The following is a 14,688-nucleotide window of genomic DNA, read 5'->3' as shown; positions in this document are numbered from 1 at the left end:
CATGTCCAGCTCACCGACCACACTTTCGTTCGAGGACCTCGCCGAGGCGATCAAGGGTCGCCGCTCCGATTACGGCCAGATCAGCGGGCTCCAGCTCGACCGCTTCGCACCGCGCGAAGCCTGGTCCAGCCTGCCCTACCGGCCGGTCTTTGTCGGTGACACCGAGACCGGCGTCCTGCATGGCGGGGTCGTCACCGCGATGCTGGACGAGAGTTGCGGCATGGCGGTGCAACTCGCGCTGGACGGCACAAGCGCGATCGCGACGCTCGATCTGCGCATCGACTATCAGAAGCCGGCAACGCCGGGCCTCGACATCAAGGCGCATTCGGTCTGCTACCGCACCACGCGTTCGATTGCCTTCGTGCGCTCCACCGCCTATCAGGAGTCCGAGGACGATCCGGTCGCGACCGCGACCGCCTGTTTCATGATCGGCGCCAACCGCACCAACATGCTCGCGGATCGCAGGATGGATTCGCCCGGCATCCCGAGGCTGGAGGCGCCGGACGATCCGGAAGGCCCGTTCGCCAACAGCCCGTTCGCACGCTGCCTCGGCATTCGCGTCAACGACGACGGCACACTGACGATGCCGTTCTCGCCAAAGATCATCGGCAATCCGATTCTGCCTGCGATCCATGGCGGCATGACCGGCGCCTTCCTCGAAACCACCGCGATCTTCGGAGTGGCCCGTGAACTCGGCGCCACCGCACTGCCCAAGCCGATCGGACTGACCGTCAACTATCTGCGCTCCGGCCGCGCGCTCGACACGTTCGCCAACGTCTCGATCGTGAAACAGGGCCGGCGCATCGTCGCCTTCGAGGCACGGGCCTGGCAGGACGATGCGAACAAGCCGATCGCCACAGCCTTCGGCCATTTCATGCTGCGGCCGACGCCCGGAAACGACGAGGAATAGGCGCATTTTCCCTTGACGGCCAAGGTCTGGGCCACAACGATAGCGCGTCCCCTCACGAGAGGTATTGGCTTGCGGCATCCGCTCGACATCATCGCCATGTTCGCCGCGCTCTGGCTGCTGGCAGCGATGGTGCTCGACGCGCTGACGCCGAAGGAGCTGACGACGGTGATGATCGGCATCGCCATCGGACCCGCCGTCGTCATCACCGCCGTGTTCTACTATCTGCGCTGCCCGCGCACCGATTTCGCGGTGATGTTCGCCGCGCTTTGGCTGATCTCCGACATCGGCATCGCGTTCATCTCGCCAACGCAGCTGCCCCACTTTCTGATCGCGCTCGGCTTCGTGCCGGCGCTGCTGATCGGGATCGTGCTGCACTGGCAACGCTTCCAGCGCCGCCATGAGCGGCTGCCCGTGCCATCGGTCAAGCGCGGCTAGCGCGGCAGCAAATTGGTCTTGGCGAGATCGACGACCTCGTCGCCGCGGCCGTTCATCACGGCGCGCAAGACCCAGAGGCTGAAGCCCTTGATCTGTTCGGGCGTGATGGTCGGCGGCATCGACAGCTCCTGCTTGGCGGTGACCACATCGAGCAGCGCCGGTCCGTGGTGGGCCAGCATCTCCTTCATCGCACCTGGAAGCTCGCCGGGATCCTCGACCCGCCTTGCGAAGATACCCATCGCGCGCGCCATCGCCGCGAAGTCCGGATTCTCCAGATCGACATTGGTGTCGACGAAACCGGCCGCCTTCATCTCCAGTGCGACGAAGCCGAGCACGCCGTTGTTGAAGATGACCACCTTCACCGGCAGCTTCATCTGCGTCAGCGTGATCAGATCGCCCATCAGCATGGTGAAGCCCCCGTCGCCGGAGAGCGAGATCACCTGCCGGCCGGGCTGCGCGGCCTGCGCGCCGATCGCCTGCGGCATGGCGTTGGCCATCGAGCCGTGCACGAACGAGCCGATCAGCCGGCGGCGTCCGTTCATCTCGAGATAGCGCGCGGCCCACACCGTCGGCGTGCCGACATCGGCGGTGAACACCGCATCATCGCTCGCATGGTCGCTGATGACCTTTGCCAGGTATTGCGGATGGATTGGTTTGCTGCCCGGCGTGCCCTTGGCGAGCGAGTCGAGGCCTTCGCGCGCCTTCTTGTAATGCGCGATCGCATCGTCGAGGTGCTTGCGCTGCGTCTTGGATTTCAGAAGCGGCAGCAGCGCCTCGAGGGTGAGCTTGACGTCGCCGACCAGGCCGAGGTCGATCTTGCAGCGGCGCCCGAGATTTTCCGGACGGATGTCGATCTGCGCGATCTTGGCATCGGTCGGGAAGAACTGCTTGTAGGGAAAATCGGTCCCGAGCATCACCAGCGCGTCGCAGGCGTGCATGGCGGCATAGCCGGAGGAGAAGCCGATGAAGCCGGTCATGCCGACATCGTAGGGATTGTCGTATTCGACATGCTCCTTTCCGCCCAGCGCATGCACGATCGGGCTCTTCAAGGCTTCCGCAAGCTGCATCAGCGGCGCATGCGCGCCGGCGCAGCCGCGACCGCAGAACAGGGTGATGCGTTCGGCGCCGTTCAGGAGATCCGCAAGCGCCTTCAACTCATCCGCCTGCGGCACAACCTTCGGCGCCGACAGCGCAAGGCCACGCGCCGTCGACAGCGCGCGCTTGGGTGGGCTGCGGAAGGCGACGTCGCCCGGCATGGCGACAACGGCGACGCCGCGCATGCCGACCGCCGCGCGGATCGCGTTTTCCAGCACGTAGGGAAGCTGACTCGGATCGGAGACCAGCTCGCAATAATGGCTGCACTCGCGGAACAGGTTTTGCGGATGCGTCTCCTGGAAATAGCCGCTGCCGATCTCGGCGGTCGGAATTTGCGCGGCGATCGCAAGCACGGGAACGCGGCTGCGATGGGCGTCGAACAGGCCGTTGATCAGATGCAGATTGCCGGGACCACACGAGCCCGCGCACACCGCAAGGCTGCCCGTCATTTCCGCTTCCCCGGCGGCGGCGAAGGCCGCGACCTCCTCGTGCCGGACATGGATCCATTCGATCGTGCCGCGCCGCCGCAGCGCTTCGGTCAGCGCATTGAGACTGTCGCCGACGATGCCGTAGATGCGCTTGACGCCAGCCTGTTCGAGCGTTGCCACGAACAGATCGGCCACGTTGTTGATTGCCATGTCGGTCTCCTGATCTCGCCTCTGCGGCAAGATAGGATAACGCGCAACCGTGACGGCATCACGGCTTGTTTATTGCTGCTTCAGTCTTTCGCAATCGCCCGATCGTAGGCCGCGATCGTCAATTTTGCGCGAGCGGCAACGTCCGTTACCGTCATGCCGGGCTTGTAGAGGTTGGAGCCCAGCCCGAACGCCGTCGCGCCACCCTCGATGTACTCCGCGAAATTCTGGTCGGAGACGCCGCCGACGGCGGCGATCATCACGCCGGCCGGCAGCACGGCGCGGATCGCGGCGATGCCGGACGCGCCGAGCACGCTTGCCGGAAAGAACTTCAGGCCAGAGGCGCCGGAGCGCGCGGCCAGCAGCGCCTCGGTCGGCGAAAACACGCCCGGCAACGTGACCATGGCGTATTGGTGCGCACGTGTGAGCACCTGCGTATCGACATTCGGCGAGACCATCAGCTTGCCGCCGACATCCTTGAGCCGATCGACATCCGCTGTGGTCAGCACCGTGCCGGCGCCGATCAGCACGCCGGCCGGCGCGAGCTTGACGGCGGTGGCGATGGAGCGGAACGGATCGGGCGAGTTTAGCGGGATCTCGATCGCGGTCATGCCGGCCTCGATCAGCACGCCGACGATGGCCTGCGTTTCCTCGGGCTTCACGCCGCGCAGGATCGCAAGCAGTGGCCGCTTCATCGCCGGAAAGGGAACGCTCATTTCAACAGTCCTCTCATTTCGTCCAGATCGCGGCAGCCGCCATCGACAGACCGCGGCGGACCGCTTCATCGGCATCGACGGGGTTCACGGTGACCGACAACGCATCGAAAGCCAACTTGTACAGCATCGCGAGCCGCCCCGAGGCAATCAACGTAATGCCTGCTTTCGGCACGGCGCCGGAGAGCCCGGCGGCCAGCTCGATGCCGATCAAAGTGCCCGACAACGTTTCGCGCGCCGCGGCCGGTGTGCTCCCGAACAGAAGCTGACGCGAGCGCGCGCTGAACAGAAAATTGGCCGCGAACGACGGCGCCTCATACGCAGCTCTCACCGCCGCCTTGAAGCTCGCGACGTCCTCGGCGTCTTCGGCGCCTGCGACCGCAAGCGACAAGATCGTCTCGCGCGACACAACGCTGAAGAGCTCGCCGGTCATGAAGGTGGAGAAATGCGCGATCGTATCGTCCTTCAGGCGTACCCATTTCGAATGCGTGCCGGGCATGCAGACCAGCGCCTCACCTGCGGCATCGAGACCAAGCGCGCCGAGCAGCTGCGTCTCCTCGCCGCGCATCACGTCCGGCGCTCTTGTATCGCGCTGCGCGATACCCGGCAGGATGCGGATATCGTGTGCTTCGCCCGGCACGTGCGCGGCCTGCTCCAGGACGGCCGCGAGCGGCGCGGGTGTATCGACATATCCGGCTTCGACCCAGCCCGTCTTGGCGCCGGCCATGCCGCAGACCAGAACCGGCAGATGAGCTGGTGCTTCGACGGCGGCAAGATGGGATTGCAGCACGGCCGCGAAGCCGGTCTTTGCCGCCGCCAGCATGCCCTCGCCGCTGCGGCGTTCGGCCAGCACTACGCCGGTACGATCGATCAACCAGAGCCGGAAGCTGCTGGTGCCCCAGTCCACCGCGACGTAAGCGGGTTCGGTCATCTCGGTTCTCGTCCTCGTCTCACCGGCAAGACGCCGTCTCGCGACAATGAGACGACGGCCCGCAAATTCGCCACGGGATATCGGCTATTGCCGCCGCAAACCAGCGTTTTCTCGCGGGACTGAGCCGCTGTAGCGCTGGCACACCGCTTGCGGAGCGGTGGCACACCGCTTGCTCAAGCAACCCTGCTCACGTCCGTGAACCGCGCAATAAGACGCGTCAACATCAGATGAGGAAACCCATGGAGATCGGCTATTTCACGATGCCTTCGCACCCGCCGGAGTGCGGCCTGAAGGAAGGGAACGACTGGGACCTGCAGGTCATGCGCTGGCTCGACGAGCTCGGCTATCAGGAGGCCTGGGTCGGCGAGCACCATACCGCGCCCTGGGAACCCAATCCCACGCCCGATCTGCTGATCGCGCAGGCGCTGATGCAGACCAAGAATATCCGTATCGGGCCGGGCGGCTTCCTGCTGCCCTATCACCACCCGGCCGAGCTCGCCAACCGCGTCGCCATGCTCGATCACCTCTCGGGAGGTCGGCTCAATTTCGGCGTCGCGGCGAGCGGCCTGCCGAGCGACTGGGCCATGTTCAATGTCGACGGCATGAGCGGACAGAACCGCGACATGACGCGCGAGGCGCTGGAGATCATTCTGAAGATGTGGAGCGATCCCGCGCCCTGGACCTACAAGGGCAAATTCTGGACGGTGACCAAGCCGGACACGATGTTCGACTTCTTGAAACCCCACATCAAGCCGTTGCAGACGCCGCACCCGCCGATCGGCGTCGCTGGGCTCTCGAAGAACTCGGACACGCTGAAGCTCGCCGGCGAGCGCGGCTTCATTCCAATGAGCCTCAACCTGAACCCGGCCTATGTCGGCAGTCATTGGGATTCGGTTGTAGCCGGTGCCGCCAAGACCGGGCGCAAGCCGGACCGGGCCGATTGGCGGCTGGTGCGCGAGGTGTTCGTCGCCGATACCGACGAGGAAGCGTGGCGGCTCTCGACCGGCGACATGATGGGCCGGATGATGGGCGAGTACTTCCTGCCGCTGCTCGGCCATTTCGGCTTCAAGGACTATCTGAAGCACGCGCCCGACGTGCCCGATAGCGACGTCACCGTCGAATATTGCGCCAAGCGGAACTGGATCGTCGGCTCGCCAGCGACCGTCGCCGAGAAAATCGAGAAGATCTACGAGGAGGTCGGCGGCTTCGGCGTGCTGCTGGTGTTCGGCTTCGACTACAAGCACAAGGCTGAAGCCTGGCATCACTCGCTGTCGATGCTGAAGAACGAGGTGATGCCGCGCCTGAAGCATCTCGGCTCCGCGAAGAAGGCGGCTTGACCCGGCGCGGGTGCGGCGCGATCGTGCCGCACCCGCATCCATTTCGGAGATTTCCGCGTGAGGGTGGACGCCAGTGCTTTCGACGCTAAGGATTTCAAGCAGGCGATGCGCCAGTGCGCCGGCGCGGTCGCGCTGGTGACGGTCGGCGCCGAGCACGGCAAGCGCACGGGGCTGACGGTGACCTCGGCCTGCTCACTGTCGGACTCGCCACCATCCCTGATCGTGTGCGTCAACCGCAACGCCAGTGCGCACGCGCGCATCCGCGAGGAAGGCGCGTTCGCGATCAACTTCCTGCATGAGGACCACGCCCTCCTGGCGCTCACCTTCAGTGGCCAGAAGGGCGTCAATGGCGACGACCGTTTTGCGTTCGGGGAGTGGACGCGCGGGGTGACCGGCGCGCCGGTGCTGAGCGATGCGGTCGCCGCATTCGACTGCGTGCTGGCGCAGGAATTCGAGACCACGACGCATTCGATCTTCGTCGGTGAGGTGCGCGGCGCATCGCATTCCGACGGCGCGGCGCCGCTCGTGTATCTGCGCAGCAGCTTCCACGCCCCGCGCGAAATCCGCGGCACCGTGACAGTCGGCGACCTCGACTCGCGACATCTGAGCTGGAGCGATTTTTCGTAGAGAGCGCCAGGAGGCTCGCTGCCGCTCCCGTCTCCCCTTGCGGGAGAAGGTGGCGCGAAGCCCCGGATGAGGGGTATCTCTCCGCGGACTCAGAAGCAAGAGAGTCAAGTGCGGAGAGATACCCCTCGCCGTCTCGCCGCGTTCGCGGCGAGCCGCCCTCTCCCGCAAGGGGAGAGGGAAGAAAGATCGTTACTGCGTCGTCTCGATCTTCAACTGCTTGATCTTGCGATACAGCGTGGCGCGGCTCAGCTTCAGCGCGCGCGCTGTTTCCGTCACGCGGCCGCCATGCTTGCGCAAGGCTTCGACGATCGCCGCGCGCTCCGCCGCTGCGAGATCCGGCTCCGCCCTTCCACCAAACGGCGGCAGATCGAGGTCGGCATCGGTGATGACGTCGTCCTCCGCCGTGCAGCCGGCGAGCCGCAGCACATGCCGAAGCTGGCGCATGTTGCCGGGATAGGGATAGGCCGCGAGCCGCGCCCAGGCCTCGTCCGAGAGCGAGCAATTCGGCGCCTCCTCGTGAGCGATCTGGCGGATGACGTCGTCGCGGTCGGCGCGCTCGCGCAAGGCCGGCAGCCGCACCTCCATGCCGCGCAGACGGAAATAGAGGTCGGTGCGGAAGGCGCCCTCCTCGGCCATGCGGCCGAGATCGCGATGGGTGGCGCTGATCAGGCGAATGTCGACCGGCACGGGCTTCAGCGCGCCGAGCGGCCAGACTTCGCGGTTCTCCAGCACCCGTAGCAGCCGCGTCTGCAGCGCGATCGGCATGTCGCCGATCTCGTCGAGGAACAGCGTGCCGCCGTCGGCCTGCACGATCAGGCCCTTCGAGCCGTCGCGGCGCGCGCCGGTGAAGGCGCCGGCCTCGTAACCGAACAGCTCGGCATCGATCAGGCTTTCCGGCATCGCCGCGCAGTTAAGCGCGACATAGTTGTGGCGTGCGCGATTGCCGCCTGCGTGAATGGCACGGGCGAACACATCCTTGCCGACGCCGGTCTCGCCATGCAGCAGCACCGGCAGATTGCGATCGCCGATGCTTCTAAGTCGCTTCACGCTCCTGATCAGGCTGGGATCGCGTCCGGCGAGCCGCTGCAGCGCATCGAAGCGATCGACCGGTGCATCGCGGCGCGGCGCGAGCGGACGGGTCGAGGCCCTCGCCCGCAGCGGCGGCGCGACATGGCCGTGCCCTAGTGAACTGCCATCGGCCCGGCGCAGCTCGACGAGATCGTCTGCGTCGCGCGCGGCGGGATGGTCGAATTTGACATAGCGCGACAGATCGATGCCGGCTGCGATCAAGCCGTCGGTGAGACCCAGCAGTGCGCGCGCCGAACGGCAGGCGCCGACGATTCGGCGATCGTCGTCATAGGCGAGCAGGCCGCTGCCGCCGTCGCCCGGCACGGTCGCGATCCAGGCGTTGCGGAAATGACTGCGGAAGATCGCGCCCTCCATGCGCCGCGTTGCCTCCATCGTCACCGCGAGCGCAAGCTGATGTGCGGTGCGTTCGAGGTCCTCGCGGCAGGAGGTGATGTTCACGGCGCCTGCGAGCCGTCCCGCCTGGTCAAACAGCGGCGTCACGGCGCAGGAAAACATGTGCCACTGCGCGCGAAAATGCTCGTCGCGATGCACCAGGATCGGCTTCTGCTCGGCGAGCGCGGTGCCGAGCCCATTGGTGCCTTCGGAGGCCTCGGAAAAATTCGAGCCTGTGTAGATCTTCCAGTCCATGAATAGTCGTGCGTCGGCCTCGCCGGGCAGGCGGCTGAACAGCATGGTTGCGTTCACGTCTGCCAGGTTGACGCAATAGCCGGCACCGCGCAGTATCCGGGCGAGGTCGTCGAGCTCCGGTGTTGCAAGCCGGATCGTCTCCTCCATGGGTTCGGCGACGTGACGGATCTCGGCTTCGGTGAGCGTCTGCGGCGGCCCCTGACGGCCGGGATCGAGCTTGTGGCTGACCAGGCAGCGCCGCCAGGAATTGGCAATGCGCGAAGAGGCATCGACGTCGGCCAAGCGGTCTGTAACCTGATTGGCGACGGACAAGACACGGGCGACATGGTTCGAGGCCGAAAGGCTGGCCATCGCGGACGTCTCCACCCTGCGTTATTGTGCAAAGTCTGGCACCGCAGGCGGGGATGTCAATCGGGAACCGGGAACGCGGCGAAGCGCAATCAGAATTGCTGCACCGCCCTCACCACGTATCAATACAGGGCCGCTTCTTCCCAGTCCGCGCCGGCGGCTTCGGCACCGAGCGCAGGCCCGCCATGATCCAGCGCCTGGTCTCGGCGGGGTCGATGACGTTGTCGATCTCGAACACGGAGGCGATCGAGACCGCCTTGCCGTTGGCATAGAGCTCGGCGACCTTGTTGCGATAGTAAGTCTCGCGCTCGACGGGGTCGGCGATCGCCTCCATCTCCTTGCGGAAGCCGAGGCGGACGTAACCCTCCAGGCCCATGCCGCCGAACTCGCCGGTCGGCCACGCCGCGGTGAAGAATGAGGCGTGGAAGCCGCCGCCGATCATCGACTGTGCACCCAGCCCATAGCCCTTGCGCAGCACGATGCCGAACAACGGCACAGTCAGGCTCGCGCCTGTCACGAACATGCGCGAGACGTGACGCACGATCGCCGTCTTCTCGGCTTCCGGGCCGACCATGAAGCCGGGCGTGTCGCACAGCGAGACGATCGGCAGATCGAAGGCGTCGCAGAGCTGGAGGAAGCGCGCGGCCTTGTCGCCGGCATCGGCGTCGATCGCGCCGCCGAGATGGCGCGGATTGTTGGCGATCAGGCCGAACGGTTTCCCTTCGATGCGAATCAACGCTGTGATCATGCCGACACCGTAGTCGCGGCGCAGCTCCAGCACGGCCTCCTTATCCGCGACGAGGTCGATCACGCTGCGGATGTCGTAGACGCGCAGTCGGTTCTCGGGGATCGCGCGGCGCAGCAGGCGCTGGTCGGCGGCCTGCCACTCCGTCACCGCGCCCTGGAAATAGGATAGGTATTTTTGCGCAACGGATGTTGCCTCCTCTTCGTCTTCGACGAGGATGTCGATCACGCCGTTCGGCGACTGGAACGTAACAGGACCGACCTCGGCCGGGTGATAGACGCCGAGCCCGCCGCCTTCGATCATCGCGGGGCCCCCCATGCCGATCGAGGCGTTCTTGGTCGCGATGATGACATCGCAGCAGCCGAGCATCGCGGCATTACCGGCGAAGCAATAGCCGGAGACGATGCCGATAACCGGCACCAGACCCGAGAGCCTTGCGAACTGCACGAAGGACGGACCATCAAGCCCGGTCATGCCGAGCCGGTCGGTATCGCCGGGGCGGCCGCCGCCGCCCTCGGCATAGAACACCAGCGGCACGCGCCAGTCTTCCGCGAGCGTCAGCATGCGGTCGATCTTCTTGTGGTTCATGTGGCCTTGCGTGCCCGCGAGCACGGTGTAGTCGTAGGCCACGACGATGCAGCGCCCGCCTTCGGGACCGAACTTCTCGGCGTTCACGGTCGCGACGCCCATGACGAGGCCGTCGGCCGGCGTGTTCTTGACGAGATCGTCGAGCTTGCGCCGGCGCCGCTGCGCCGCAATCGCAAGGCTGCCGTACTCCATGAACGAGTCGTCGTCGACGAGCTGCGCGACATTCTCGCGCGCGGTGCGCTGATTGGTGTTGCGGCGGCGCTCGACGGAGGCAGGGCGATTTTCGTCGAGCGTGTTGGCCTGGCGGGCGATCAGTTCGGCGAGATCAGGACGGATGTGGTCGAGATCGACATCGGTTTCCGTTGCCGACGCGTCCGCCGCAACGTCGAGCGGCTCCAGATACATGATCGGCTCGCCATGCATCAGCGTGATACCGTCGCCGGCGAGTAGCTTCGTGACGCGGCCGCCCTGCTCGGCCATGACCAGATGTTCCATTTTCATGGATTCGATCACGGCGAGCTGCTGGCCCGGGCGCACGACCTCGCCTTCCTTCACCTGAATAGTGACAATGGTCCCCTGCAAGGGTGCCGCGACCATCACTGTGCCTTCGGGCACGGTCTGTGCCGTATGCGCCTCGGTGCCGGGACCGCCGTTTCGCTCCGTCGCTGCAAAATAAAGTGGTTTGGCCGCGCCATCCGCGGCTTCGACGAGCTTGCCCATGTTGCAATCGATGAAGTCGGTCGCGATGCGGTTGGACCTGAAGTCGGGATGCGCCAGCACCGCCTGGAGGAAGGCGATGTTGGTGATGACGCCGTCGATCCGAAACTCGCGCAAGGCGCGCGAAGCCTTGGCGACCACGTCGTGCCAGGCTTCACCGGGCGTATGCACGATGACCTTTGCCAGGAGCGAGTCGAAGGCGGCGCTGGTCTTGTAGCCGGCATACCCGAAACTATCGACGCGGACGCCGGGACCCGACGGCGGTTCGAACACGGCGAGCACGCCGCCGGTCGGGTGCGTCGCCCCCAGCTCGTCCAGCGTCTCCATGTTGACGCGCAACTGCATGGCATAGCCGCGCGGTTTCGGGATCGAGCCTTGCGCCAGGCCGATCGAGGCAAGCGAGGCGCCGGCAGCAACCGCGAGCTGGGCGCGGACGAGGTCGAGGCCGAGCACCTCTTCCGTCACGGTGTGCTCGACCTGAAGCCGCGGGTTGGCCTCGATGAAGGCAAAACTGTCTTCGGCGGCACCGTCGACCAGGAACTCGAACGTGCCGAGATTGTCGTACGACGCGGCCACGGCGAGTTGCTTCGCCGCCGCGATGATACGGCCACGCAAGCCGTCGCTGAGCGACGGGCTCGGCGCCACCTCGATCAGCTTCTGGTGTCGGCGCTGAATGGTGCATTCGCGCTCCCAGAGGTGGGAGATCGCGCCGTCGCGATCGCCGATGATCTGCACCTCGATATGGCGCGCCTGCCGGATCAACCGCTCGGCATAGACGCCGTCGAAGCCGAACGCGGCCTTGGCCTCGGACTGGCAGCGCGCATAGGCCTCCGCGAGATCGGCAGCGCGCTCGACCACGCGCATGCCGCGCCCGCCGCCGCCGGCCATTGCCTTGATCACGATCGCCGCGTTGCTGCCGAGCGAGGTGAAGAACGCCGCGATGTCCTCCAGCGAGGACGGCCCGCTGGTGCCGGCGATGATCGGGACGCCGCAGCGCTTTGCCAGTTGCCGTGCCGCCACCTTGTCGCCGAACAACTCGAGCGCCGCGGCTTGGGGCCCGACGAAGGCGATGCCTGCATCGGCGCAGGCCTTCGCGAACGCAGCGTTCTCGCTGAGGAAGCCGTAGCCGGGATGCACGGCGTCGCAGCCTGCGCTCTTCGCCGCCTTGACCACGGCCTCGATGTCGAGATAGGCCCGCGCGCCGCGACCGGGGATTTCGACGGCCTCGTCGGCAACCCGCACATGCAGCGACATCGCATCGTCCGCGGGATGGATCGCGACCGTCGCGATGCCGGAATCGGCGGCGGCGCGCGCGATACGGATGGCGATCTCGCCGCGATTGGCGATCAGGAGCTTCTTGAACGACATGCAGCGTCTCCATGCCCGCGTGCCCAAGCGCGGGTCGGCAGGTCCCATGGTTCTGCTTCGTCACTTTAACCGAGGCCGTCAAGGGCAAGAACGCGGTCCCGACGACCGTTCCCGCGGGCCGGAATTTCAGTCGGTCGCGCGCGCCGTGATGAGGCGAATAATCCGCGCCACGGCAGACGGGATCGGCGCGATGATCGGCACGGTGAACATCGGCTGAAGCTCGCACGCAGCTTCGCCCAGCGGGCCGCCACCGATGATGACCGCCTCCGCGCCATCCTGTGCGATGCAGGCCTCGACCGCGCCGGCAAGCGCCGCACGCAATCGCGCCGGATCGCCCATCAGGTCTTGCGGATCGCCTTTGGCGAAGCGGGCGCCGGTATAACGCGATCGCAACCCCAGCGCGTCCGGCACGGCGTCGATCTTCGATTCCAGCAGCGGCGTCGTGGTCGCCACGCCGAAGCGACGGCCGTTCTCGGCGGCTGCCAGCATGGAGGACTGACCGATACCGACCGCGGGCCGTTTAACCGCGGCTTTGATCCCGGCCAACCCAGGATCGCCGAACGCCGCGACGATGATGCCGTCGCATGCATGCCGGTTCGACTGCGCGATCTCCAGAACTTCGATGGAAGCTGCATCCAGCGCATCCGGCGTCACGATCATTTGCGGCGCGCGCGTTGCGGTCGCGCCGTCGATGTCGAAGCCGTCCACGGCGGCCGACCTCGCGATGGCGACCATCATCTCAGTGGTCGCCACAGAACTGTTCGGATTGATCAGGAGAATGCGCGCGCTCATTCTCCTGCTATACTAGGCCGCCCGTACCCCCGCAACGAAAGCACTGACCTCGTCTTCCAGCGATTGCAGCTTCTGCGACAGCCGGCCGCTCGATTGCAGCACGAGGCCGGCGGCCTGGCCGGTCTCCGCCGTCGCGTCGGTCACACCCGAGATGTTCTGCGAAACCTGGTCGGTGCCGGAGGCGGCCTCCCGTACGCTGTGCGCGATCGCCGCCGTCGCGGCGCCCTGCTCCTCGACGGCTGCGGCGATCGACGAGGAAATTTCGTTGACCTCCATGATGGTCTTGCGAATGCTGTCGATGTTGCCGACCACCTGGTTGGTCTCGGCCTGGATCGCCGATATCTGCGCGCCGATCTCGTCGGTCGCCTTCGCGGTCTGGCTCGCCAGCGACTTCACTTCGCTTGCCACCACTGCAAAACCCTTGCCGGCCTCGCCGGCGCGCGCCGCCTCGATGGTGGCGTTGAGCGCGAGCAGATTGGTCTGCGAGGCGATCTGGTTGATGAGGTCGATGACCTCGCCGATCTTGTGCGCGGCTGCAGCAAGTCCCTGCACGGTGTCGTTGGTGCGTTGACCGTCGGCGGCGGCCTTGTCGGCCACGCTTGCAGCCTGCGCGACGCGCTGGCTGATCTCGGCGATCGAGGACGACAGCTGCCCGGCGGCGGAGGCCACCGTCTGCACGTTGCTCGAGGCCTGCTGACAAGCGGTGGCGACGAGGCTCGCACGGTCGGTGGCCTTGTCGGCGGTCTCGGACATGCCCTGCGCGGCCTGCTGCATCGCGCGCGCCTCCTTGAACACGTCGCGGACGACGGCTTGAACGTTCGCCTCGAACTTGCCGGCGAGGTCGGTCATCGTCTTGCGCTTCTCCTCGTCGGCCTTCTGCTTCGTCTCCTGCTGTTCGGCGTGCATGCGGCCGACCGCAGACGCATTGTCCTTGAACACGGCGAGCGCCTTGGCGAGCCCGCCGATCTCGTCGCGACGATCGGTATGGGGCACGTCGAACGCGCTGTCGCCCGCGGCGAGGCGGTCGGTCAGTGCCGTGATCTTCGCCAGCGGCCGGGTCACGCTGCGGCCGATCACGAAGGAGGCGCCGAGCACGAGCACGAACACGACCAGGCACACCAGGGCGAAGGTCATCGCATTCTGGCGGAAAACGGCGTCGACGTCGTCGAGATAGATCCCGGTGCCGATGATCCAGCCCCAGGGCGCAAAGCCCTTCACATAGGAGATTTTCCCGACCGGCTGGTCGAAGCCGGGCTTCGGCCAGAGGTAGCTATAGAAGCCCGCGCCCTGCTTTTTGACGACGTCGACGAAGCCGACGAACAGCGCGTTGCCGGACGGATCCTTCATCCCGGAGAGATCCTTGCCATCGAGCTCGGGCTTGATCGGATGCATGACCATCTTGGGGGTCATGTCGTTCAGCCAGAAATACTCGACCTTGTCGTAGCGCAGGCTCTTGATCTCCGCGATCGCGCCGGCCTGGGCCTGCTCGCGCGGGAGTTTTCCTTCGCTCTCGAGCTTCTGGTAGTGCGCCAGGATGCCGTAGCCGACGTCGACCATGTGCTGCGTCTTGGCCTGACGATCCGCGATCATCTGCGCGCGCAAGGTCGAAAGCGCGATCGGCGCCAGCGCGATCATGCCAAGGAGGCTGATGCCGACAATCAGGACCAGCTTGAAACTGATGCGGGAGAAAAACATCGGTGCTCGCAAGATTTGGAAGGGCTGATATGCCAG

General features: G+C 65.9%; 11 protein-coding genes. 4 read left to right on the top strand and 7 right to left on the bottom strand.

Annotation, left to right across the window (positions count from 1 at the left end):
* Nucleotide 1: 1 nt before the first annotated feature.
* Both IVB13_RS14750 and IVB13_RS14745 read left to right on the top strand, forming a co-directional pair.
* Nucleotides 2–910: a PaaI family thioesterase gene (locus tag IVB13_RS14750; protein WP_204512304.1), complete on the top strand. Its 909-nt coding sequence runs from the start codon at nt 2–4 to the stop codon at nt 908–910.
* Between the two features lie 69 nt (nt 911–979).
* Nucleotides 980–1,345 (top strand): hypothetical protein, encoded by a 366-nt coding sequence (locus tag IVB13_RS14745; RefSeq protein WP_166517536.1) that lies wholly within the window; start codon nt 980–982, stop codon nt 1,343–1,345.
* On the opposite strand, the gene poxB is transcribed toward IVB13_RS14745, so the two are convergent.
* The 3 genes from poxB to IVB13_RS14730 all read right to left on the bottom strand — a co-directional run bounded on the left by poxB (nt 1,342) and on the right by IVB13_RS14730 (nt 4,719).
* Nucleotides 1,342–3,078 (bottom strand): ubiquinone-dependent pyruvate dehydrogenase, encoded by a 1,737-nt coding sequence (gene poxB, locus IVB13_RS14740; RefSeq protein ID WP_204512305.1) that lies wholly within the window; start codon nt 3,076–3,078, stop codon nt 1,342–1,344. The genes IVB13_RS14745 and poxB overlap by 4 nt on opposite strands.
* A gap of 80 nt (nt 3,079–3,158) precedes the next feature.
* Nucleotides 3,159–3,791 carry a 2-dehydro-3-deoxy-6-phosphogalactonate aldolase gene (locus tag IVB13_RS14735; protein WP_247489357.1) on the bottom strand — a complete coding sequence of 211 codons (633 nt, stop codon included), beginning with the start codon at nt 3,789–3,791 and terminating at the stop codon, nt 3,159–3,161.
* 13 nt (nt 3,792–3,804) lie between these two features.
* Entirely contained in the window at nt 3,805–4,719 is a 915-nt protein-coding gene (locus IVB13_RS14730) for a 2-dehydro-3-deoxygalactonokinase (protein WP_085360499.1), read from the bottom strand.
* A gap of 239 nt (nt 4,720–4,958) precedes the next feature.
* Here IVB13_RS14730 and IVB13_RS14725 point away from each other — a divergent pair, with 239 nt between their 5' ends.
* Both IVB13_RS14725 and IVB13_RS14720 read left to right on the top strand, forming a co-directional pair.
* On the top strand, nt 4,959–6,056 hold the full coding sequence (locus IVB13_RS14725; RefSeq protein WP_085360501.1) for an LLM class flavin-dependent oxidoreductase: 1,098 nt from the start codon (nt 4,959–4,961) through the stop codon (nt 6,054–6,056).
* A 57-nt stretch (nt 6,057–6,113) separates the two neighbouring features.
* Entirely contained in the window at nt 6,114–6,683 is a 570-nt protein-coding gene (locus tag IVB13_RS14720) for a flavin reductase family protein (protein WP_247489354.1), read from the top strand.
* 189 nt (nt 6,684–6,872) lie between these two features.
* On the opposite strand, the gene IVB13_RS14715 is transcribed toward IVB13_RS14720, so the two are convergent.
* The 4 genes from IVB13_RS14715 to IVB13_RS14700 form a co-directional block, all read right to left on the bottom strand.
* Entirely contained in the window at nt 6,873–8,750 is a 1,878-nt protein-coding gene (locus IVB13_RS14715) for a sigma-54-dependent Fis family transcriptional regulator (RefSeq protein WP_247489353.1), read from the bottom strand.
* Nucleotides 8,751–8,859: 109 nt separating this feature from the next.
* Complete coding sequence (locus tag IVB13_RS14710; protein WP_247489351.1) at nt 8,860–12,165, bottom strand: carboxyl transferase domain-containing protein; 3,306 nt, start codon at nt 12,163–12,165, stop codon at nt 8,860–8,862.
* Between the two features lie 126 nt (nt 12,166–12,291).
* Nucleotides 12,292–12,957, bottom strand: coding sequence for an aspartate/glutamate racemase family protein (locus IVB13_RS14705; protein WP_247296136.1), 666 nt, complete (start codon nt 12,955–12,957; stop codon nt 12,292–12,294).
* A gap of 12 nt (nt 12,958–12,969) precedes the next feature.
* On the bottom strand, nt 12,970–14,652 hold the full coding sequence (locus IVB13_RS14700; RefSeq protein ID WP_247489349.1) for a cache domain-containing protein: 1,683 nt from the start codon (nt 14,650–14,652) through the stop codon (nt 12,970–12,972).
* Between the last annotated feature and the right edge of the window lie 36 nt (nt 14,653–14,688).

The organism is Bradyrhizobium sp. 17 (assembly GCF_023073515.1).
GTDB lineage: Bacteria > Pseudomonadota > Alphaproteobacteria > Rhizobiales > Xanthobacteraceae > Bradyrhizobium > Bradyrhizobium canariense_D.
Note: the sequence above shows the minus strand (reverse complement) of the source record. Positions and strands in the feature narration are given on the sequence as shown.

What these genes read in the sequence shown, in the direction of transcription:
- IVB13_RS14750 (WP_204512304.1), top strand. Translation starts at nt 2, where the DNA reads ATGTCCAGCTCACCGACCACACTTTCGTTCGAGGACCTCGCCGAGGCG.
- poxB (WP_204512305.1), bottom strand. Translation starts at nt 3,078, where the DNA reads ATGGCAATCAACAACGTGGCCGATCTGTTCGTGGCAACGCTCGAACAG.
- IVB13_RS14735 (WP_247489357.1), bottom strand. Translation starts at nt 3,791, where the DNA reads ATGAGCGTTCCCTTTCCGGCGATGAAGCGGCCACTGCTTGCGATCCTG.
- IVB13_RS14730 (WP_085360499.1), bottom strand. Translation starts at nt 4,719, where the DNA reads ATGACCGAACCCGCTTACGTCGCGGTGGACTGGGGCACCAGCAGCTTC.
- IVB13_RS14725 (WP_085360501.1), top strand. Translation starts at nt 4,959, where the DNA reads ATGGAGATCGGCTATTTCACGATGCCTTCGCACCCGCCGGAGTGCGGC.
- IVB13_RS14715 (WP_247489353.1), bottom strand. Translation starts at nt 8,750, where the DNA reads ATGGCCAGCCTTTCGGCCTCGAACCATGTCGCCCGTGTCTTGTCCGTC.
- IVB13_RS14710 (WP_247489351.1), bottom strand. Translation starts at nt 12,165, where the DNA reads ATGTCGTTCAAGAAGCTCCTGATCGCCAATCGCGGCGAGATCGCCATC.
- IVB13_RS14705 (WP_247296136.1), bottom strand. Translation starts at nt 12,957, where the DNA reads ATGAGCGCGCGCATTCTCCTGATCAATCCGAACAGTTCTGTGGCGACC.
- IVB13_RS14700 (WP_247489349.1), bottom strand. Translation starts at nt 14,652, where the DNA reads ATGTTTTTCTCCCGCATCAGTTTCAAGCTGGTCCTGATTGTCGGCATC.